Source organism: Cupriavidus oxalaticus (assembly GCF_004768545.1).
GTDB classification, from domain to species: Bacteria; Pseudomonadota; Gammaproteobacteria; order Burkholderiales; family Burkholderiaceae; genus Cupriavidus; species Cupriavidus oxalaticus_A.
The window spans coordinates 834,527-852,791 of the sequence record NZ_CP038636.1; the positions used below are offsets into that span (position 1 = coordinate 834,527).

Below are 18,265 nucleotides of genomic sequence, written 5' to 3' on the forward strand. Positions count from 1 at the left end.
AGCTCCTTTGCCCCGGGGCCGTTCAGGCCGCCTTGATCTGCGTGCGCAGGCGCTGCGGATCGTAGAACGGCGTCTTGGTCACGGTGGCCACATGTGCGCCCGTGCTGTCGCGGATCTCGACCCTGGTGCCCAGTGCCTTGTACGCCGGCTTCAGGTGCACCAGCGCCAGCGACTGCATCAGGTAGCGGCTGAAGGTGGCGCTGGTGACGACGCCCGCTTCCTTGCCGTCGACGAAGATCCTGGCCCCGGCCTCGACCGCGCGATCGAGCCGCACCGCCACGCCGGCCTGGGAAAAGCGCTCCTTGCCCCGGGCCGCCAGCAGCGCTGCCTTGCCCACGTAGTCGCCGGCCTTGTCGGAGTCGATGGCCCAGCCGAGGTTGACCTCCCACGGCGTGGTGTCGCCCTCGGGCATGTCGAAGGGGTAGAACAGCAGCGCCGCCTCGATCCGCGCCAGTTCCAGCGAATCCCAGGAGCACGGAATCAGCCCGTGCGGCTTGCCCGCTTCGAGGATGGCGTCCCAAAGCGCCACGGCATCCGCCGCTGCGCAGGAGATCTCGAAACCCTCCTCGCCCGAGTAGCCGCCGCGGGAAATCACGATCTTGCGGCCGAACAGCGTGGTTTCGCGGTGGGCGAAGTAAGGCAGCGTGGCCAGGTCGATGCCGATATGCGCCTTCAGGATCGCAGCCGAGCGCGGCCCTTGCAGCGAGAGCATATGGACGTCGAAGTCCTGCTCCCACTGCATGTCGCGGCCTTGCGAGAGCGCGGCCAGCTTCTGCTGCGTGTCACCGCTGCCGTGCGACAGGCGGTACTGGTTCTCGCCGTCGCAGATCACCATCAGGTCGTCGCTGACGGCGCCCTTCTCGTCGACCACCGCTGCCAGGCGCGCCGTGCCCGGGCGCAGCCGGCGCACGTCGATCGGGACCATCCTGTCGATCACCGCGGCGGCGTCCGGCCCCCACACCCTGACAATGTTCAGGCCGCTGATGTCATAGAGGCCTGCCGCAGTGCGCACCGCCACCACTTCGTCCTGCGGATCGCGCTGGTAACGCCAGGGAATCGGCATGTCGTTCCAGGTGTCGCCGTCCAGCTTCGAGCCAAGCTCGCGGTGTCGTACGTTCAGGATGGACTCTCGGGTCATCGGTTGTCTCCGCATGGGTTCGGTGTGTCTGGCGGAGTATGGTTGGCACCTACCCCCCCAACAATTTCCCCTTGGCACTACCTCCTAGGTAGTAGCGGTACCCCGTGCAAACCCTGGCCCCGACCGGGCTACCGCCTATTGGGTATTGCCCGGGCCCGGCCCCGTTGCGCAGACTCCATCCCAAGCCAGTGCGCAAGCCCAGCAGGAGGAAGACATGATGACCCTGACCCAGCCGCTTCTGGGCACGAACAGGAGCACGGACCGGTGCATGGACAGGACCATGGACACGCATGCCCATCGCATCGCCCAGGCCGTAGCCCAGCCGCTCGCGGCGTGCGAGGTCAGTGCGGCGGTGGTACGTTCCTGGACGCGCTGCCTGCGCGACTATGGGCTCGACCCCGAGCTGCGCCCCGCGCCCCCGGTGCTGACCGCGACTGAATTGCGCGAGCGCAGCGAGCGCTTTGGCGAGCTGGCCGGCTGCGCGCGCCTGGAGATGAGCACGCTCCACCAGCAGTTGGCCGATGCCGACATGGCCGTGATGCTGACCGACGCCGAGGGCGCCATCATGCACCTGGTGGCCTCCGATCCGTTCGCGCGCGAGATCGCGCCGGAAGGGCTGCGCGTCGGCGCGATCTGGAGCGAACGCGAGGCCGGCACCAACGGCATGGGCACCTGCCTGGCCGAAGGCAGTGCCGTGGCGATACGGCACGACGAGCACTTCTTCCGACGCTATACCTCGCTGACCTGCTCGGCCGCGCCGATCTTCGACGAGAACGGCGAGCTGTGCGCCGTGCTGGACGTCACCAGCCGCTCGCCGCTGCAGCAGCAGCATTCGCTGGTGCTGGTGGCCATGTCCTGCCGCAACATCGAGAACCGGTTGTTCGATGCGCGCTTTCGCCATGCTTTCCCGATCCGCTTCCACAGCCAGTCGGAGCTGGTCTACACCCGGGGCGAAGGCAAGCTCGCGGTCGACCAGGACGGTGCGGTGCTGGGCGCCAACCGCAGTGCGCTGCACCAGCTTGGCTTCCATACGCTGCAGGCGCTGCGTGGCAAGCGCATCGACGAACTGTTCATGACGTCGCTCGACGAGCTGGTGGCGCGCAGCGCACGCCAGTCCTTCCATCCGGTGCCGATCTACCGTACGCAGGCGGCAAACCGCTTCTTCATGGTGGCGCAGCAGCCGCCGCAAGCGTGTGATCCGCGCCCTGCCCGCGCGATCGTGCGCGGCGCGGGCCGGCCCGCACAGGCGGCACCCGCCGCGCCCGCCTCGCACCAACGTGCCGCGGCACAGCATGCGCTGTCGCGCCTGGCCGCTGGCGATGCGCGCATGGAGGCGCAGATCCGGCTCGCCACGCGCGTGATCGAGCGCAATGTGCCGATCCTGCTGCACGGCGAAACCGGCGCCGGCAAGGACGTCTTCGCCAATGCGCTGCACGCGGCCAGCCCGGCCGCACAGGGCGCCTTCGTGGCCATCAACTGTGCCTCGCTGCCCGAAGCGCTGATCGAGAGCGAGCTGTTCGGCTACCGCGCGGGCGCGTTCACCGGCGCGCAGCGCGAGGGCCGGCGCGGCAAGATCCTGCAGGCCGACGGCGGCACGCTCTTTCTCGACGAGATCGGCGACATGCCGCTGGCGCTGCAGGCTCGCCTGCTGCGGGTGCTGGAAGAACGCCAGGTTACCCCGCTGGGCTCGGAGAGCGCGACCCGGGTCGATTTCCAGCTCATCAGCGCCAGCCACCGCAACCTTGCCGAGCTGGTCGGCGAAGGGCGCTTCCGCGAAGACCTGTTCTACCGGCTGAGCGGGGTCGAACTGCGCCTGCCGCCGCTGCGCGAGCGGACCGACCGGCTCGCCTTGATCCGCACCATCCTGGCCGAGGAAGCGGCCCCCCACGCCGCGCCCACGCTAGCGCCCGAAGCCCAGCAGGCCCTGATGCGCTATGACTGGCCCGGCAACCTGCGCCAGCTGCGCTACGTGCTGCGCACCGCCGCCGCCTTGTGCGACGGCGATCGCCTGTGCCTGGAGGCACTACCCCCGGAAATCGTGCACGGCAGCACACGGGCGCGCCGCGCACGCGCGGCCGATTCGGGCGCCCATGCGCGTGCCGATTCGCGCGCCGAGGCCGGCAGCGCGCAATGTTCAGCGGGCACGGACGAAGAGAACCTGCCGCGCTTCAACGCGATCCAGCTCAACGAGCGCCGGACCATCCTGGAGCTGCTGGAGACGCACCGCTGGAACGTCAGCACCGTGGCCCGCACGCTGCGGCTCAGCCGCAATACCCTGTACCGCAAGATGCACCAGCTCTGCATCAGGGTCTCGCAGGCGGAACCCCCCGCGCGCAACGCGGGCGCCACCGATGACATGCCGGCATACCTGCAGGGCGAGGCGCAAGCCAGCGCCTTGCCATGACCTAGCGGGCTATCGACCATGCACAAGATTGCCACCTCACCGCATCGCAGCCAGCCCGCCGGCGCCATCGGCATCCGCGCCAACGGCCGGCTGCACCTGGGCTTTCTCGACCCCGGCGCCACGCTGGGCCGGCGCTTCGGCAGCCTCGGCCTCGCGATCGAGGGGCCGGCCACCGTCCTGGACCTGGCGCCCGCAGCGCAGGACCGGATCACCGCGCTCCACCCTGCCGCGCAAGCGGAACTGCCGCGCGTGAGCGCCTGGCTGGAGCGGCTGCGGCAGGCCAGCGGCATGCGCCGGCCGCTTGCGCTGCGGCTGCACGAGGTGCTGCCCGCGCATGCCGGCTTCGGCTCCGGCACCCAGCTCGCACTGGCCCTTGGCCGGGCCTATGCCGAGTGCCACGCGTTGCCGTGGTCCGGCGCGGAGATTGCCCGCATCCTGGAGCGCGGCGGCCGCTCCGGCGTGGGCATCGCGGCGTTCGAGCATGGCGGCCTGCTGCTGGACGGTGGACCGCGCGGCGCGGGCACCGTGCCGCCGCTGACGGCGCGCTTCGGGTTCCCGTCCGACTGGCGCATCGTGCTGCTGCTGGACGACAGTCGCACCGGCCTGCACGGCGCAGCGGAGAAGGAGGCCATCCAGGCCCTGCCGCCCTTCCCCAGGCCGCTGGCCGCGGAGCTCTGCCACCGCGTGCTGATGCAGATCCTGCCGGCGGCCGCCGAGCAGGAGTTCGCCCCGTTCGCGCAGGGCCTGAACCAGTTGCAGCAAGTCATCGGCAACTACTTCGCGCCAGCCCAGGGCGGGGTCTACAGCAGCCCGGCGGTTGCGCGCGTGCTGGACTGGGTCACGCGGCAGGCCGGCAGCGATGCGGTTGCGGTGGGCCAGAGTTCGTGGGGGCCGACCGGCTTTGCCATCGTGCCGTCGCAGGCGGCCGCCGAGCAAGCCGTGGCCGGCGCGCGCGCGGCGGGCCTGTTGCCGGGCTGCCTGGAGGCGCGCATCGTGCGCGGCGCCAACCATGGCGCCGGCAGCGTGCTGCCGGCGCAGCATCGCAGCGCGGCCTGAAGCAACCAGAAGCAACCAGAAGCAACCAGAAACGAACTGAAGCGGCCAGGCCGCACCGAACCCTATCCGAGCGAGATCCCCATGGCACGCCCCTGCATCCTGCATATGTTCACGCCTGGCCGCCAGGCCAGCCCGTTCGACGTCAATATGGCCATCGACGCCGGCTTTGACCACGTCGTGCCCTATGCAGAAGTCGGGCCCGCCAATGTCGCCGCGATGACGCAGGACGCGATCTTCTCGCGCGGGCCCAAGGGCGTGGCCAATACCGGCATCTTCATCGGCGGCCGCGACGTGATGGTGGCTGCCGACATGCTCGACCTCGCGCGCCAGTCCATGGTCCCGCCCTTTGCGGTATCGGTCTTCGCCGACCCCAGCGGCTCCTATACCACCGCGGCGGCACTGGTGGCCTCGGTGGAGCGCCAGTTGCGCAAGGCGCATGGCAGCGACTTCACCGGCAAGCGGGTGCTGGTGCTTGGCGGCAGCGGCGCGGTCGGGCGCGTGGCCGGCGCACTGGCCTCGCAGCTCGGCGCCCGGGTCTGGCTGTCGAATCGCGTCGACGACGAACAGGCCGTGCGCACCAGCCAGGAAACCAATGCGCGCTTCCAGGCGCAGACCCAGGGCATCCTGATCCGCACCACAGAAGCGCTGCGCGCCGCACTGGCCGAAGCCGATATCGTGTTCGCCACCGCCAGCGCTGGCGTGCAGGTCATGAGCGAAGCGGACCGGGACGCCGCCGGCAGGCTGCTGGTGGCAGCGGACGTGAACGCGGTGCCGCCCGCCGGCATCGCCGGCGTTGAGGTGATGGACGACGGCAAGCGCATCGGCACAGCGGCCGCGGTGGGCGTGGGCGCGCTTGCCATCGGCAATATCAAGTATCAGGTCCAGCACCGGCTCTTTCTCGCCATGCGCGAAGCGACCACGCCGGTCTACCTGGGCTTCCCCGAAGCCATGGCAATGGCGCGCGCGGTGGCTGCGGAATTGCCCTGAGACAGGAACGCAAGACCATGCCCAATGCCCCCATGCTCATCGCCGCCGGACTATCGGCCCGCATGATGGCCGAGTCGGCCGCGCAGGCCGGGCTGCCCGTGATCGCGCTGGACGTGTTCGGCGATACCGACACGCGCCATGCCGCCTGCCATTGGGAGCCGCTGGGCGGTCCCGACGCGCTGTCGATCGACCCGGAGCGCCTGCTGGCCGCGCTGCGGCGCCTGCGCGCCAGCCACCCGCTGCTGGGATGGATCGCGGGCGGCGGCTTCGAGCACCAGCCCGGGCTGATCGAGGCAGCGCACGCCATCGTGCCCCTGCTGGGCAATGGCGCCGCAACCGTGCGCACCGTCAAGCAGCCCGCCAGCTTCTTCCGGCTGCTCGATGCACTTGGCATCGCCCATCCGCCTACCCGCCTGAACCCGCCACCGTGCGGCGAGGGCTGGCTGAGCAAGCGCGTTGGCGGCACCGGTGGCTGGCATATCCGGCCGCTGTACCAGGCATCCGCCAGCGCCAGCGCCGGCGAGGCGCAGTATTACCAGCAGCGCGTAGCGGGCCAGTCCATGTCCGCGCTGTTCCTGGCGAACGGCAGCGAGGCGCGCATGGTGGGCGTCAGCCGCCAGCATACGGCCGGCGAAATCGGCGCATGCGGCAGTGCGGACGTGCCCGACGAAGCCACCTCGTTCCTCTTCTGCGGCGCCAGCGGACCGACGGCGCTGAAACCGGCCACGGCCAACCGCCTGGGCGAGATCGTCCACGCCATCGTGCGCGAGACGGGCCTGGTCGGGCTAAACAGCATCGACTTCCTGCTCGACGCGGACGAGATCGCCGTGCTCGAAATCAACCCGCGGCTATCCGCGACCATGGCGCTTTACGCCGATGCCTTCGCCGGCGGCCTGGTGCAGGCCCATCTGCAGGCGTGCCGGGGGATCTTGCCTCCGCCGCTCCCGGCGCCCCTGCCAGCGGCTGGCACAAGCCCCCTGCGCGGCTTCCACACCGTCTTCGCCGCGCGCGCGGCCCACATTGGCACAGCGCTCGCCGCAGACCTGATGCGAACCGGCTGGTGCCACGATATTCCGCCGCCGGGCACCGCCGTCGACCGCGGCAACCCCATTTGCACGGTCTTCGTCGAAGCCGCGACCGCAGGCTCCCTCGCCATCCTCCTGCAGCAGCGGCATGCGCAAATCCACCACCGACTCGAGGCTCATCATGCCCAGCACCACGCCCGCCACCAGGAACGCCGGGGCAGCCCCCAGCCCCAGCGTCAATTCGCTTAGCCAGCCACTGCTCGCGCGCCTGCTCGCGCAGGCCGGGCCATGGCGGCTCGCGGTGTCCGCCGGGCCGCTGGGCGTGCGCATCGTCGACGCGGGTGTCGAGACCCGCGGCAGCATCGCGGCGGGTCTCGCCATTGCCGAGATCTGCATGGGCGGCCTGGGCCGGGTACAGCTACGGCACGGCAGCGATCGCAGCGAGAGTGGTCCGGATGGCGGCTGGCCCACGCGGGTCGAGGTCAGCAGCGGCGCCCCGGTGCTGGCCTGCCTGGCGAGCCAGTATGCGGGCTGGAGCCTGGCCGCCAGCAAGGAAGAAACCGGCGGCAAAAAATTCTTCGCGCTGGGCTCCGGCCCGGCGCGCGCGCTCGCCGGCAAGGAGCCGTTGTTCGCGGAGCTCGGCTATCGCGACCGCATCGCGGATGATGCCAACGCCGATGCCAACGCCAACGGCGGCGCCTGCCTGGTGCTGGAGGTCGACCGCGCCCCGCCCGAGGCCGTCGTCGCCAAGATCCTGCGCGATTGCGGGCTGCGGCCCGAGCAGCTGACCCTGATCCTGACGCCGACGGCGAGCCTGGCCGGCACCACACAGGTCGTGGGGCGGGTGCTGGAAGTGGCGCTGCACAAGGCGCATGTGCTGGGCTTTGCGCTCGATCGCATCGTCGAAGGCAGCGCCGCCGCGCCGCTGCCGCCGCCCGGCGCCGACGCCGGCGAGGCCATGGGCCGTACCAACGATGCCATCCTCTACGGCGGCACCGTGCACCTGACCGTGGACACCGGCGACGATGCCGCGCGCGCGCTGGCACTGGCGCTGCCTTCTATCGGCTCGCGCGATTATGGCCGGCCCTTCGCCGAGATCTTCAGGGAATACGATCACGACTTCTACCGGATCGACCCCGCACTGTTTGCCCCGGCCGAGGTGTGGGTCAGCAACCTGGCCTCCGGGCGGACCTGGCACGCGGGCGCGCTGAACATGGCGTTGCTGCGCGGCCAGTGGCTGCAGGAAGCGTGAGATGCGGCCCACCTCTCTTCCCCCACCCTCCGTGGCCGGCACGGCGCAAGGGCTGCGGGTCGCCATCATGACCGACGAGCGCGGCTGGCACACCACCAGGCTCAAGCGCGCCTTGCGCGCGCGCGGTTGCGAGGGTCACTGCGTGGACCTGGCCGACTGCCGCATCGACACCACCTGGGCCTGGCACGGCCTGGCGATCCCCGGCTACGGCCGCGGCCTGCCGGACGCCGTGATCGTGCGCGGCGTCGCGGGCGGCAGCTTCGAGCAGGTGACGCTGCGCCTGGGCATCCTGCACGCGCTGCGCGAGCTCGGCGTTCCCGTGTACAACGACGCGCGTGCCATCGAGCGCAGCGTAGACAAGGGCATGACCAGTTTCCTGCTGCACCTGGCCGGGATTCCGACGCCGGCCACCTGGGTCAGCGAATCGGTGCCGCAGGCCCGGCGTACGGTGATGCGCGAAAGCGCGGCGGGGCGGGCGCTGGTGCTAAAACCCCTGTTCGGCTCGCAAGGCAAGGGCCTGCAGCGCATCGGCGCGCTGGCGACGGGACATGCGCCGCTGCCCGCGCTGTCGCCGTACCGGCACGTGGCGTATCTGCAGCGCTTCGTACCGGCGCCGGCGGCCAGCGACGGTGCCAGCGACGGTGCCAGTGCCAGGCCAGGCTTCGACTGGCGTGTGCTGGTGGTTGGTGGCCAGGCGGTGGCAGCCATGCGCCGCGTCAGCGATCACTGGGTTCACAACGTGGCGCAAGGCGCGCAGTGTGAGCATGCCGAGATTTCGCCCGCGCTGGCCGCGCTGGCGATACGCGCCACCGAGGCACTCGGTCTGGATTACGCCGGGGTGGACCTGGTGCCTGCCGCCGGCGCTCGCGCAGGCGAGGCAGGCGCACTCGTGATCGAGGTCAACGGCGTCGCCGCCTGGCGCGGCCTGCAGTCCGTCACCGAAGGCGACATCGCCGGCCTGCTGGTGGACGACCTGCTGGGCCGCAAGCTGCCCGCCGCCCGTGCGTGCGCGAAGCGTGCAGGAGCCCTGGCATGATGGCCGCGCGCGGGCACGACCGCGCCGGCGCCGCGTCGGCCGCCTTTCTCTGGGCCTGCACGCTCGACGTGGCGGTGGCCAAGCCGGGCAATGTCAGCCTGTGTGCGCCGGGCCACGGCATGACCGCGCGGCTGTTCCTGGACAGCGCCGCCGCGGCCGCGCCGCCACTGACCGACACCATGCTGGCGGTCGGCGCACGGATCGAGCGCGCGGTGTCCGCCACGCAGGCGGTCGCGCGCTGCAACACCAATCTCGGCATCCTGCTGCTGTGCGCGCCGATCGCTGCCGCCATGGAAGGCACGCCACCGCGCGACGCCGAAGCCCTGCGCCAGCGGCTGGAGACCGTCCTGGCTGGCCTGACCGTGGCCGATGCGCAGGCGGCCTACCGCGCCATTGCCCAGGCCAATCCGGCCGGCCTGGGCGCGGCGCCCGAGCAGGATGTGGCAGCACCGCCGACGGTGGACCTGCGCGCTGCCATGCGCCTGGCCGCCATGCGCGACAGCGTCGCGCGCCAGTATGCCAATGGCTATGCCGACCTGTTCGCCCTCGGGCTGACGGTACTGCGTCGCCACCTGGCGAGCCACGGCCCCTGGCCGGCGCGGCTGCAACGCGCGGTCACGGCGGTGTACCTGGCCTTCCTGGCCCGCTTTCCGGATTCGCATATCGCGCGCAAGCATGGGCTGGCCGCGGCCAGGAACGTCAGCTACAAGGCGCGCCTGTTGCATCGGCGCCTCGAAGCCGGCCAGGTCATCCCGCGCGAGGAGCTGGCCCGATGGGACCGGCTGCTGAAGACCGACGGGCTCAATCCCGGCACCACCGCCGACCTGACGGTGGCCAGCGCGATGATCGCCGGCTGTCTCGACCCGGCGCTATGCGCGCTGTCCGCGGCTTCGCCGGCACTGGCAACGTCCGCTGTCGGCCTGTAGTCCATGTAGTTGACGGTAGTCACCGGTGGTCCCAGTACCCGCGCCGGCACCGCTGCGGCGCGGGTAGCCGCCCCGGATGCCTCAGGCGGACATCGCGCCCGGGCTCGGCCAGCCGAGTCCCTGCTCCCTGACAGCCAGCCGATCGTCCCGGCGCCGCTCGATGGCCACGCCGACCGCGCTCACATCGTCGAACTTCCTCGGCTTCACCACGACCACGCGCACCCAGTGGGCGCCGAAGTCTTCCAGCAGCAGTTGCGCCACACGCTCGGCAAAGGCTTCCAGCAAGCGCAGGCCATGCGTGGCCATCAGCTCGCGCAAGGCCGCGCGCACCTTGCCGTAGTCGATGGTGTCGCCGATCCGGTCCGTGCTGCAGGCGGCGCTGCGCGCGAGCCCGGCGGTGAGGTCGATGCGGATGGGCTGCGGCGTGTGCAGCTCGCCGTCATCGATGCCGATCACCGTCTGGCCCTCGAAACCCTCGATAAAGATCAGGTCCATGGCGCCGCTGGTGGCACCGCTGGTGACACCCATATACTGCCCGGCCATCGGTCCCGCCTGCCCCGCCCGGTTGAACTCCGCGGTCGCGGCCGCCACCATCATGTCGTCTCGCTTCATCAGGCCTCCCTGCCGTGCAATGGCTGCGCGGCCGGCGGCCGCTCCCACGACCTCTCACGCAAATAGCAGGCCACGCGCAGCCGGCAGCGCCGCGGTGACCCGCAGTGCCAGCCATGCCGCCCGCGCGCGGGCACCCGCTGTAGCGCGCCTGCGCATCTGCGCACCGCGGCCACGTCACAGACTGTCCCGGCCGCGGGACAGTCGCGCCGGCGCAATGACCCGCGCAGGCCCCGAAAGGCCGTCGCATCAAGGCCGGCCGCACCAGGCATGACTCCTGCGATCACTGCGCCCAGACCGATCATCCCGACAATACGCGCCTTGTCCCTACCATTCGCCCTGCCATCCGCCGTGCTCCGTCCCGCGACCGAAGGCCCGGCCCTGCCCGGCACGGACGACACCGACGGGCACCCCGCCCAGGCCGGCGGCGGGCCCCGCTTCGCCTGGGCCGTCACGGGCTCCGGCCATTTCCTGGAAGAAAGCCTGGCGCTGGCTGCCGCGCTGCCGGATGTGGACCTCTTCCTGTCGCGCGCGGCCGAGGAAGTACTGGCCATCTACGACATTCCGCTCGCAGCGCTGAAAGCGCGCTTTCGCGTGTTCCGCGACAAGACCGCCAGCGCGGCGCCGGTTGGCATGCTGTACGGGCACCGCTACCACACCACGGTGATCGCGCCGGCCACCAGCAATACCGTCGCCAAATGCGGGTTCGGCATCTCGGACACGCTGCCCACCAATATCTTTGCCCAGGCCGGCAAGCTCGGCATCCCCGGCCTGGTGTTCGCGTGCGATACCGAACCCGTGGTGGTGACCAAGGGCCCGCAGGGCTGGCTCAAGCTGCACCCCCGCAATATCGAACTGGAGAACGTGGAGCGGCTGCGCCGCATCGACCATTGCCAGGTGGCCTGCTCCATCGGCGAGTTGCGCGCGGCGCTGGATCAACGACTGAGAGCACTGTCACTGACATGGAACACATCGTCTTTCTGACCGGGCGCCTGGCCGAGAAAGGCCTGGAGCGGGTGCTGCGCAGCCTGGAGCCCGCGCCGTTCACCTGGGAAATCCGCGAGATCGGCCTGCAGGTAGCCGCGCTGATGACCGCCGACATGGTGCGCCGGCGGGTGGCGGCGCCGGTGGCGGCAGACCGTATCGTGGTGCCCGGGCGCTGCCGCGGCGACCTGGACGAGCTCTCCCGCCACTACGGCATGCCGGTCGAGCGCGGGCCGGAAGACCTCAAGGACCTGCCCGGGTTCTTCAATCGCAAGGCGCGGCCCGTGGATTTGTCCCGGCATGACATCGCGATCTTTGCCGAGATCGTTGACGCACCGCAACTCGACATCGCGGGCATCTGCGCACGCGCGTACCGCCACCGCGCCGAGGGCGCCGACGTGATCGACCTGGGCTGCCTGCCCGCCACCGCATTCCCCCACCTGGAAGACGCCGTGCGCGCGCTCAAGGCCCAAGGCTTCCAGGTCAGCGTCGATTCCATGAATACCGACGAGCTGCTGCGTGGCGGCCGCGCCGGCGCGGACTACCTGCTCAGCCTGTCGCTCGATACCCTGTGGGTGGCCGACGAAGTCGCCGCGACGCCCATCCTCGTGCCCAGCCAGCCCGGGGACGAACGCTCGCTCCATGCCGCCGTCGAAGCCATGCAGGCGCGCGGACGCGCCTACATCGCCGACGCCATCCTCGATCCGATTCCGTTCGGACTGCTGGCATCGCTGGGGCGCTACGAGCGCCTGCGCCAGCGCTTCGCCGATGCGCCCATCATGCTCGGCATCGGCAACCTGACCGAGCTGACCGAGGCCGACACCGGCGGCATCAACGCGCTCCTGATGGGCATTGCGGTGGAGCTGCGCGCGTCGGCGGTGCTGACCACCCAGGTCAGCGGCCACGCACGCCGCGCCATCCGCGAAGCCGACGTGGCGCGCCGCATGATGTATGCCGCGCGCGAGCAGCGCTCGCTGCCCAAGGGCCTCACCGACGAGATGATGTCCCTGCACGCGCGCGATCCCTATCCCGACACGGCCGAGGAGATCGCCGAGACCGCCAGCGCCATCCGCGATCCGAACTTCCGCGTGCAGGTCTCCGAGCAGGGCATCCACGCCTACAACCGCGACGGCCACCACGTGGCCGCCGACCCCTTTGCGCTGTTCCCGCGCCTGCAGCTCGAGCATGACGGCAACCATGCCTTCTACATGGGGGTGGAACTGGCCCGCGCCGAGGTCGCCTGGCGCCTGGGCAAGCGCTACGTGCAGGACCAGTCGCTGGACTGGGGCTGCGCCGTCGGGCGCGAGGCGCAGAACCTGGCCGAATGGTGCGCGCCGGGCACCACCATGCGCAAGCGCGCCTAGCGGACATCACAGCATGAACGACCTCATCTACGAAACCATCGTCACCACGGTCTCGGCCGCGGGCCGGCCGCATATCGCACCGATGGGCGTGCGCCACCGTGGCGACGACATCGTGCTGATGCCCTTCCGGCCATCCACCACCTACGACAATATCGTCGGCACCGGCGCCGCCGTGGTCAACCTGACCAACGACGTGCGCGTCTTCGCCGGCTGCCTCACCGGCCGCCACCGCTGGCCCACCGTCGCGGCCGAGCGCATCCGCGGCGTGCGGCTGGCCGGCGCCCTGAGCCACCTCGAACTGCGCCTGCGCGACGAAGGCGGTGACCCCAACCGTCCCACGCTGCGCATGGCACGCGTGTACCAGTGCCGCCACGGCGACTTTCCCGGCTTCAACCGTGCCCAGGCCGCTGTCATCGAAGCCGCGGTGCTGGTCAGTCGCCTGCACATGCTTGCACCCGACAAGATCGCCCGCGAAATGGCCTACCTGCAGATCGCCATCGACAAGACCGCCGGCCCCGCCGAACACGAGGCATGGCAGTGGCTGCGCGAGCGGATCGACGCGCACAACGCTGCCTCCCTGGAGACCACACCATGACCGCCCTGCTCACCAGCGTACGCAATGTGGAAGAAGCCCTGGAAGCCGCCCGGGCCGGCGCCGACCTGATCGATCTCAAGGAACCCAGGGCCGGCGCGCTCGGCGCGCTGCCCGCGCAGACCGTGTGCGAGGTCGTCCGGGCCGTGCGCACGCGCTGGCCTAACCGCCTGCTGAGCGCCACCATCGGCGACCTCGCGCCAGCCGAGCATGCACTCATGGTGCTGATGGCCAACACCATCGGCAGGTGCGGCGTCGACTACGTCAAGGTCGGCGTCGCCCCCGGCCCGCACGCACGCGAAGCCCTGGGGCAACTGGCCGGCCTGCCCTGGCAGGTGGTGCCGGTATTCCTGGCCGACGATGGCGTCGACCTCGCGCTGGTCGAAGCCGCCTGCGCGCTGGGCTTTCCGGCGGTGATGGCGGACACGGCCGACAAGCGCTCCGGCACCCTGTTCGACTGCACGGACATGGCAACGCTGCGCGCCATGGTCGGGCTTGCCGGGCGGCATGGCATCAAGGTGGGGATGGCGGGATCGTTGCGGCTTGAGCATCTGCCACGACTGCGGGCGCTCGGGCCGGACTTCGCCGGCTTCCGTGGCGCGCTGTGCGACAGCGGGCGCGGCGGCAGGCTTGACCCCGCAAAGGTGGCCGCGTTGCGGGCCGGACTGAACCTGGCCGCGGGACTGGAGGCGCAGGCGGCCTGAGCGTTTGCGGCCTCGCCCAGGGGCATTGGTCCCCGTGAACCAACACCGGAGAACGACAACCATGACCGCGACTTCCATGTCTTTCGTGCCCTTCGACCAACGGCAACTGCGCGATGTGCTCGGCACGTTCGTCACCGGGGTGACCGTGGTCACCACGCGCGATGCCGACGGCGTCGCCCACGGCGTCACCGTCAACGCCTTCAGCTCGGTCTCGCTGGAGCCACCGCTGATCCTGTGGAGCCAGGCCATCGCCTCGCGCAGCTACCCCGCCTTTCGCGACAGCCCTCGCTTTGCCGTCAACATCCTGGCGCACGACCAGATCGGCTTGTCCCAACACTTCGCGCGCTCGCGCGAAGACAAGTTCCATGGCATCGCCCATCACTGCGGGCTGGGCGAAGTGCCGATCCTCGAAGGCGTGGCCGCCCATCTGGAATGCGTGCAGGTGGCGGCGTATCCCGGTGGCGACCATGTGGTCTATATCGGCCGTGTGGAGCGCATCGGCCGCTCCGGGCGGGCACCGCTGGCTTTCGGGCATGGGGAATACCAGGTGGTGCGGGCGGCACAGGCCGTGCAGGCCGCGCAAGCTGCTCAGGCGGCCTGATTTTCTCGCAACCACGCGCACAGGCGGTCCAGCTCCTGCTTGTGCAGGATCTCCACCGCGCAGGCGGCAGCGCGTGCGCAGGCCGTGAAGCCGCGATCCAGCACGCCGGCCCGCACATACTGGTCCAGGCTCAGTCCCGGCGCGACCTCGCACGACTTCACCAGGACCAGCCGCTGCGCGCCAAGCCGCTCGCTCAGGCAGGCCGCGATGCTGTCCGATGTCGCATCCCAGTTGGTCATGGCGTCCGGCTGCGCACGCAGCAGCGCGTAGGGCGTCCACAGCGCGGCGCCGCCCTGGCGCAGGACCGTGCGGATCTCGTCGTCGCCGGTGGCCAGGGTCAGGCGCGGGCACAGCGCATGCAGCATCAGCGCGTACTGGACCATGGCCAGCACGGCCATATTGTGCGCGGGCAGGTCGCCGAAACCCCACCGCGCCTGGTAGTCCCGCACCTGGTCGGCAAAGCCGCCGCCGCCGGGCACGATCACCACGCGCCCGCGGCCCAGTTCGGAAAGCTGTTGCAGCCAGTCGGGCAGCAGCGGGTCGCGGCCAAGGCTGCCGCCGATCTTGACTACGACCATGAAGCCTCCGTTCCTGCTGGTTCGGCACCGGCCTGCCGGCACCGCAAAGTCATCTCCCGTGTCCTGACCCCACGGCCCGCCTCGCGGTCCTGCCATCGCAGCACCGCCACCGCGACACTGGGCGCACAGACCTGAGCCCATTCCGCGTGCTCGGGCGCGATGCCGGCCAGCGCCTCGAAGGCGCGATAGGGCCGGGCCAGCCGCACCGCCAGCTCGCGCGCCAGGAAGCGCCCGCAGCCGGCGCCGATCAGCGGCGCATCCGCGGGCAGGCCCACGCCATCCGCTACCCGCCGCAGGTTGACGGCCAGCTCGTCGAGCTGGGCCCGCCGCCATGCGTGGGCAAACGCCAGCCACGCCGCCGGCGCGGCGTCGCGCGCATCGCGGCCGATCATCCTGGCCAGGCGCTGGCGCGTCGCCGCATCGGTCTTGGGGCCGCCGTCCGCACTCGGGTGGGGATCATGCTCGGCCGGCAGTTCGCCGGTCAGCCGATAGACGTCAGCGGTGGTGGCGAACAGCTCGTTCATGACGTTGTACTCGGTGCCTTCGAAGGCAATGCGTCGGGCCAGCGCACACAGCGGCGTGCGCGCCGCGCCCAGGTAGACCAGTTCGCCGGAAGCGAGCCGGCCGGCATCGTCCCGGCCTTGCGCCCTGACCTTGCCATCCACGATGGGAATCAGGTCGCTGGTCGTGGTGCCGATGTCCACCAGCATGCCTTGGTCCGTGCATGCCGCCGCCAGGCTGGCGCTTGCCATCCAGTTGGCCGACGCGATATGCGCCCAGTCACGCGACACCCGTGCCTGCTCGCGCCAGCCCGCGGCGCCGGCAAAGAACGCCACGCGCGCGCCGAAGCGGCGCGACATGGCTTGCGCGAGCGCCTCCACGCCGGCCTGCCGGTGTGGGAACAGGTCGGCCATCTCACCGGTCATGGTGACGGCATGGCCCGCCCGCATGGCGTCGGGCCAGCGCCGGCACGCCAGCGCCAGGACCTCGTCGAGCCGATGCAGCCCCTGCCACAGGGGACAGGGCCATTGGACGACGTCCCGCACGGCGCCATCCTCCAGCCGCGTCGCCTTGATATTCGCGCCGCCCAGGTCCCAGCCAAGGATGACACGATCAGCGGCCATGCGAGGCTCCGTCGGTCTCCAGGCGCTCGGCCCGGACCTGATGCCCGGCCAGCAGTTCGCAGGCCAGGTTGCGGCCGAGCGCGGCGGACAGGCCGGCATAGGCGCAGGTCACGCGCGGGTTCACCTCGATCACCACCGGCCCGCGTTCGGGATGCCAGACCAGGTCGATGCCGACAAAGCCGCGCAGCCCCGGCATGCCGCCACGCAGGCGCGCGGCAAGTTCGGCAAGCAGTTGCCCCGCGCGCCCATTGCGTTCGATGGCATTGGGCAGCACGCCATCGTCGTGCACCTGGCCGCGAGCATCGATGCGAATGCGCTGGCGGTTCACGCTCAGGAGTTCCACCTCGCCCGGCCCGCACAGCAGGGACAGGCTGATCGGCTCGCCTTCCACCCACGGCTCGAGCACCACCGGTTCGCCGCCGGCGAGGCGCCGCAGCCAGGCTTCGTGGGCGGCGTCGAAGCCGTCGTAGGCATGGGTTGCCACCGAGCCGGCGCCGTCATCGGGTTTGACCACCCAGCGCCCGGCCTCGGGCTGGCGCGCCTGGCCATCGTCCCAGGGCCGGGTCGCGGCAATGCCTAGTGCGCCGAAGTGCTGGGCGGTGGCGCGCTTGCTGGTGGCCAGCGCAATGGCGCCGGCGTCACAACCGAGCCAGCGGGCCTCGCCCACCATGTAGTGCAGGCCCAGCAGCACGCCATCGGACTCCGGCGCCACGATCCAGCTCACGTCGTGGCAGGCAGCCTGCCGACGCACGAAGGCCGGCGCATCCTCATCGGGCGCGCGCATACAGCAGACCACCTTGCTCGTGCCACGGCAGGCAGGCAACGGCTCGCCGGGCAGCACCGCGCAGGTCACGCTCACATCGCCGATGCGTGCCAGGTCGGCAATCATGGCATCGCGCATGGCACGGCCCTGGCCCAGCAGTTGTGGCATGGCGTCGGCCTCGGTCTCGCCGCCGCTGATATATTCGTAGACGAACACTCGCGTCATCATTCCGTCTCCATGCACATCATCCCCGTCATCGACCTTCTCGGCGGCTGCGCCGTCCATGCGGTGCGCGGCCAGCGCGACCAGTACCGCCCCATCGCCTCGCGCTTGTGTGCCGGCAGCGATCCCGTGACGGTGGCGCGGGCCATGCTCGCGTACTGCGCGAGCCGCACGCTCTACGTCGCGGACCTCGACGCGATCACCGGCAAGGGTCTCCAGCAGGAAGCGCTGCAGTCCTTATGCCGGGCTTTGCCTGGCGTAACGCTCTGGCTGGACGCGGGCTTTGCCGACGCGGCGGCGGCAGCCTGCGCCATTTCCGCGCTCGCAACGCAGCAACATGGCGGCGCGCGGGTGATACCCGTGTTCGGCAGCGAATCCTTGTCGGATCCGCCCGCACCTGCCCACGTGGGCGCCGCCGTGCCGCCGTTCGACGCATGGCCCGGCGCCCCGCTTTCGCTTGACCGGCGCCACGGCATGCCGCTGGGCAGCGCCGCCTGGTGGCAAGCCAGTGCGGCATGGCCGGCGCAACTCATCGTGATGGCGCTGGACCGGGTCGGAGCCTTCGAAGGCCCTGACCTGGAAACGCTTGCCGCCATCCGCACGCAGGCGGGCGCGGCGCGCAAGCTGATCGGCGCGGGCGGCATCCGCCATGCAGCCGATCTCGCCGCCGCCGCGCGGGCCGGGGCCAGCGCCTGGCTGGTCGCATCCGCCATCCACGATCTCCTTATTGAACCTGCAGAACCTGCAGAACCCGCAGAACCCGCCGAGCCGGCCGCCCCGGGAGGCCAGTCCACCTGAGCGGTACCGCCCGGCATGGGCAGGCATAAACACGTTCCATGCCAGCACCGTGCGCCGCTCCAGCACACGCTGCGTGCGCCGCGCGCCTGCTCACAGGGTGAC

The 18,265-nt window shown here is 70.8% G+C and carries 18 protein-coding genes; 13 read left to right on the plus strand and 5 right to left on the minus strand.

Features of this window, described 5'->3' with window-relative positions; all coding sequences use genetic code 11:
- Positions 1 to 22: 22 nt before the first annotated feature.
- Complete coding sequence (locus E0W60_RS31905) at positions 23 to 1,138, minus strand: aminomethyltransferase family protein (protein WP_135706845.1); 1,116 nt, start codon at positions 1,136 to 1,138, stop codon at positions 23 to 25.
- A 280-nt stretch (positions 1,139 to 1,418) separates the two neighbouring features.
- Between E0W60_RS31905 and E0W60_RS31910 the strand changes: the two genes are divergently transcribed.
- From E0W60_RS31910 to E0W60_RS31940, 7 genes are all read left to right on the plus strand, one after another.
- Positions 1,419 to 3,542: a sigma-54-dependent Fis family transcriptional regulator gene (locus tag E0W60_RS31910; RefSeq protein WP_240746030.1), complete on the plus strand. Its 2,124-nt coding sequence runs from the start codon at positions 1,419 to 1,421 to the stop codon at positions 3,540 to 3,542.
- 18 nt (positions 3,543 to 3,560) lie between these two features.
- The gene (locus E0W60_RS31915; RefSeq protein ID WP_135706847.1) at positions 3,561 to 4,598 is read left to right on the plus strand and encodes a beta-ribofuranosylaminobenzene 5'-phosphate synthase family protein; all 1,038 of its coding nucleotides are present in this window, start codon (positions 3,561 to 3,563) and stop codon (positions 4,596 to 4,598) included.
- Positions 4,599 to 4,679: 81 nt separating this feature from the next.
- Positions 4,680 to 5,585, plus strand: a complete 906-nt coding sequence (locus E0W60_RS31920; protein WP_135706848.1) for an NAD(P)-dependent methylenetetrahydromethanopterin dehydrogenase — start codon at positions 4,680 to 4,682, stop codon at positions 5,583 to 5,585.
- A gap of 17 nt (positions 5,586 to 5,602) precedes the next feature.
- A complete protein-coding gene (locus E0W60_RS31925) occupies positions 5,603 to 6,859 on the plus strand; it encodes an ATP-grasp domain-containing protein (protein ID WP_135706849.1) in 1,257 nt (418 codons plus the stop codon).
- Complete coding sequence (gene mch / locus E0W60_RS31930; RefSeq protein ID WP_135706850.1) at positions 6,792 to 7,862, plus strand: methenyltetrahydromethanopterin cyclohydrolase; 1,071 nt, start codon at positions 6,792 to 6,794, stop codon at positions 7,860 to 7,862. The genes E0W60_RS31925 and mch overlap by 68 nt, the downstream gene beginning before the upstream one ends.
- 1 nt (position 7,863) lies before the next feature.
- Positions 7,864 to 8,898, plus strand: coding sequence for an ATP-grasp domain-containing protein (locus tag E0W60_RS31935; protein WP_205751674.1), 1,035 nt, complete (start codon positions 7,864 to 7,866; stop codon positions 8,896 to 8,898).
- On the plus strand, positions 8,895 to 9,824 hold the full coding sequence (locus tag E0W60_RS31940; protein WP_240746031.1) for a triphosphoribosyl-dephospho-CoA synthase: 930 nt from the start codon (positions 8,895 to 8,897) through the stop codon (positions 9,822 to 9,824). The genes E0W60_RS31935 and E0W60_RS31940 overlap by 4 nt, the downstream gene beginning before the upstream one ends.
- Positions 9,825 to 9,905: 81 nt before the next feature.
- Here E0W60_RS31940 and E0W60_RS31945 read toward each other — a convergent pair whose 3' ends face one another.
- On the minus strand, positions 9,906 to 10,436 hold the full coding sequence (locus E0W60_RS31945) for a dihydroneopterin aldolase (protein ID WP_431189920.1): 531 nt from the start codon (positions 10,434 to 10,436) through the stop codon (positions 9,906 to 9,908).
- 378 nt (positions 10,437 to 10,814) lie between these two features.
- Here E0W60_RS31945 and E0W60_RS31950 point away from each other — a divergent pair, with 378 nt between their 5' ends.
- The 5 genes from E0W60_RS31950 to E0W60_RS31970 all read left to right on the plus strand — a co-directional run bounded on the left by E0W60_RS31950 (position 10,815) and on the right by E0W60_RS31970 (position 14,678).
- Positions 10,815 to 11,417: a flavoprotein gene (locus tag E0W60_RS31950; RefSeq protein ID WP_240746118.1), complete on the plus strand. Its 603-nt coding sequence runs from the start codon at positions 10,815 to 10,817 to the stop codon at positions 11,415 to 11,417.
- Positions 11,396 to 12,781: a DUF6513 domain-containing protein gene (locus E0W60_RS31955; RefSeq protein ID WP_135706852.1), complete on the plus strand. Its 1,386-nt coding sequence runs from the start codon at positions 11,396 to 11,398 to the stop codon at positions 12,779 to 12,781. Before E0W60_RS31950 ends, E0W60_RS31955 begins: the two co-directional genes overlap by 22 nt.
- 13 nt (positions 12,782 to 12,794) lie before the next feature.
- Positions 12,795 to 13,376 carry a DUF447 domain-containing protein gene (locus tag E0W60_RS31960; protein ID WP_135706853.1) on the plus strand — a complete coding sequence of 194 codons (582 nt, stop codon included), beginning with the start codon at positions 12,795 to 12,797 and terminating at the stop codon, positions 13,374 to 13,376.
- Positions 13,373 to 14,077 (plus strand): (5-formylfuran-3-yl)methyl phosphate synthase, encoded by a 705-nt coding sequence (locus E0W60_RS31965; protein ID WP_135706854.1) that lies wholly within the window; start codon positions 13,373 to 13,375, stop codon positions 14,075 to 14,077. The genes E0W60_RS31960 and E0W60_RS31965 overlap by 4 nt, the downstream gene beginning before the upstream one ends.
- A 61-nt stretch (positions 14,078 to 14,138) precedes the next feature.
- Positions 14,139 to 14,678 (plus strand): flavin reductase family protein, encoded by a 540-nt coding sequence (locus E0W60_RS31970; protein WP_135706855.1) that lies wholly within the window; start codon positions 14,139 to 14,141, stop codon positions 14,676 to 14,678.
- Here E0W60_RS31970 and E0W60_RS31975 read toward each other — a convergent pair.
- The 3 genes from E0W60_RS31975 to E0W60_RS31985 are packed head-to-tail and all read right to left on the minus strand — an operon-like array spanning position 14,666 to position 17,371.
- The gene (locus E0W60_RS31975) at positions 14,666 to 15,256 is read right to left on the minus strand and encodes an aspartate kinase (RefSeq protein WP_135706856.1); all 591 of its coding nucleotides are present in this window, start codon (positions 15,254 to 15,256) and stop codon (positions 14,666 to 14,668) included. The genes E0W60_RS31970 and E0W60_RS31975 overlap by 13 nt on opposite strands.
- The gene (locus E0W60_RS31980) at positions 15,247 to 16,380 is read right to left on the minus strand and encodes a hydantoinase/oxoprolinase family protein (protein ID WP_135706857.1); all 1,134 of its coding nucleotides are present in this window, start codon (positions 16,378 to 16,380) and stop codon (positions 15,247 to 15,249) included. The genes E0W60_RS31975 and E0W60_RS31980 overlap by 10 nt, the downstream gene beginning before the upstream one ends.
- Positions 16,370 to 17,371: an ATP-grasp domain-containing protein gene (locus E0W60_RS31985; RefSeq protein WP_135706858.1), complete on the minus strand. Its 1,002-nt coding sequence runs from the start codon at positions 17,369 to 17,371 to the stop codon at positions 16,370 to 16,372. The genes E0W60_RS31980 and E0W60_RS31985 overlap by 11 nt, the downstream gene beginning before the upstream one ends.
- A gap of 9 nt (positions 17,372 to 17,380) precedes the next feature.
- Here E0W60_RS31985 and E0W60_RS31990 point away from each other — a divergent pair, with 9 nt between their 5' ends.
- On the plus strand, positions 17,381 to 18,163 hold the full coding sequence (locus E0W60_RS31990) for a HisA/HisF-related TIM barrel protein (protein WP_135706859.1): 783 nt from the start codon (positions 17,381 to 17,383) through the stop codon (positions 18,161 to 18,163).
- Positions 18,164 to 18,265 lie beyond the last annotated feature (102 nt).

What these genes read in the sequence shown, in the direction of transcription:
- E0W60_RS31915 (WP_135706847.1), top strand. Translation starts at nt 3,561, where the DNA reads ATGCACAAGATTGCCACCTCACCGCATCGCAGCCAGCCCGCCGGCGCC.
- E0W60_RS31965 (WP_135706854.1), top strand. Translation starts at nt 13,373, where the DNA reads ATGACCGCCCTGCTCACCAGCGTACGCAATGTGGAAGAAGCCCTGGAA.
- E0W60_RS31960 (WP_135706853.1), top strand. Translation starts at nt 12,795, where the DNA reads ATGAACGACCTCATCTACGAAACCATCGTCACCACGGTCTCGGCCGCG.
- E0W60_RS31955 (WP_135706852.1), top strand. Translation starts at nt 11,396, where the DNA reads ATGGAACACATCGTCTTTCTGACCGGGCGCCTGGCCGAGAAAGGCCTG.
- E0W60_RS31925 (WP_135706849.1), top strand. Translation starts at nt 5,603, where the DNA reads ATGCCCAATGCCCCCATGCTCATCGCCGCCGGACTATCGGCCCGCATG.
- E0W60_RS31910 (WP_240746030.1), top strand. Translation starts at nt 1,419, where the DNA reads ATGGACACGCATGCCCATCGCATCGCCCAGGCCGTAGCCCAGCCGCTC.
- E0W60_RS31940 (WP_240746031.1), top strand. Translation starts at nt 8,895, where the DNA reads ATGATGGCCGCGCGCGGGCACGACCGCGCCGGCGCCGCGTCGGCCGCC.
- mch (WP_135706850.1), top strand. Translation starts at nt 6,792, where the DNA reads ATGCCCAGCACCACGCCCGCCACCAGGAACGCCGGGGCAGCCCCCAGC.
- E0W60_RS31935 (WP_205751674.1), top strand. Translation starts at nt 7,864, where the DNA reads ATGCGGCCCACCTCTCTTCCCCCACCCTCCGTGGCCGGCACGGCGCAA.
- E0W60_RS31970 (WP_135706855.1), top strand. Translation starts at nt 14,139, where the DNA reads ATGACCGCGACTTCCATGTCTTTCGTGCCCTTCGACCAACGGCAACTG.
- E0W60_RS31905 (WP_135706845.1), bottom strand. Translation starts at nt 1,138, where the DNA reads ATGACCCGAGAGTCCATCCTGAACGTACGACACCGCGAGCTTGGCTCG.
- E0W60_RS31945 (WP_431189920.1), bottom strand. Translation starts at nt 10,436, where the DNA reads ATGAAGCGAGACGACATGATGGTGGCGGCCGCGACCGCGGAGTTCAAC.
- E0W60_RS31920 (WP_135706848.1), top strand. Translation starts at nt 4,680, where the DNA reads ATGGCACGCCCCTGCATCCTGCATATGTTCACGCCTGGCCGCCAGGCC.
- E0W60_RS31975 (WP_135706856.1), bottom strand. Translation starts at nt 15,256, where the DNA reads ATGGTCGTAGTCAAGATCGGCGGCAGCCTTGGCCGCGACCCGCTGCTG.
- E0W60_RS31980 (WP_135706857.1), bottom strand. Translation starts at nt 16,380, where the DNA reads ATGGCCGCTGATCGTGTCATCCTTGGCTGGGACCTGGGCGGCGCGAAT.
- E0W60_RS31985 (WP_135706858.1), bottom strand. Translation starts at nt 17,371, where the DNA reads ATGATGACGCGAGTGTTCGTCTACGAATATATCAGCGGCGGCGAGACC.
- E0W60_RS31990 (WP_135706859.1), top strand. Translation starts at nt 17,381, where the DNA reads ATGCACATCATCCCCGTCATCGACCTTCTCGGCGGCTGCGCCGTCCAT.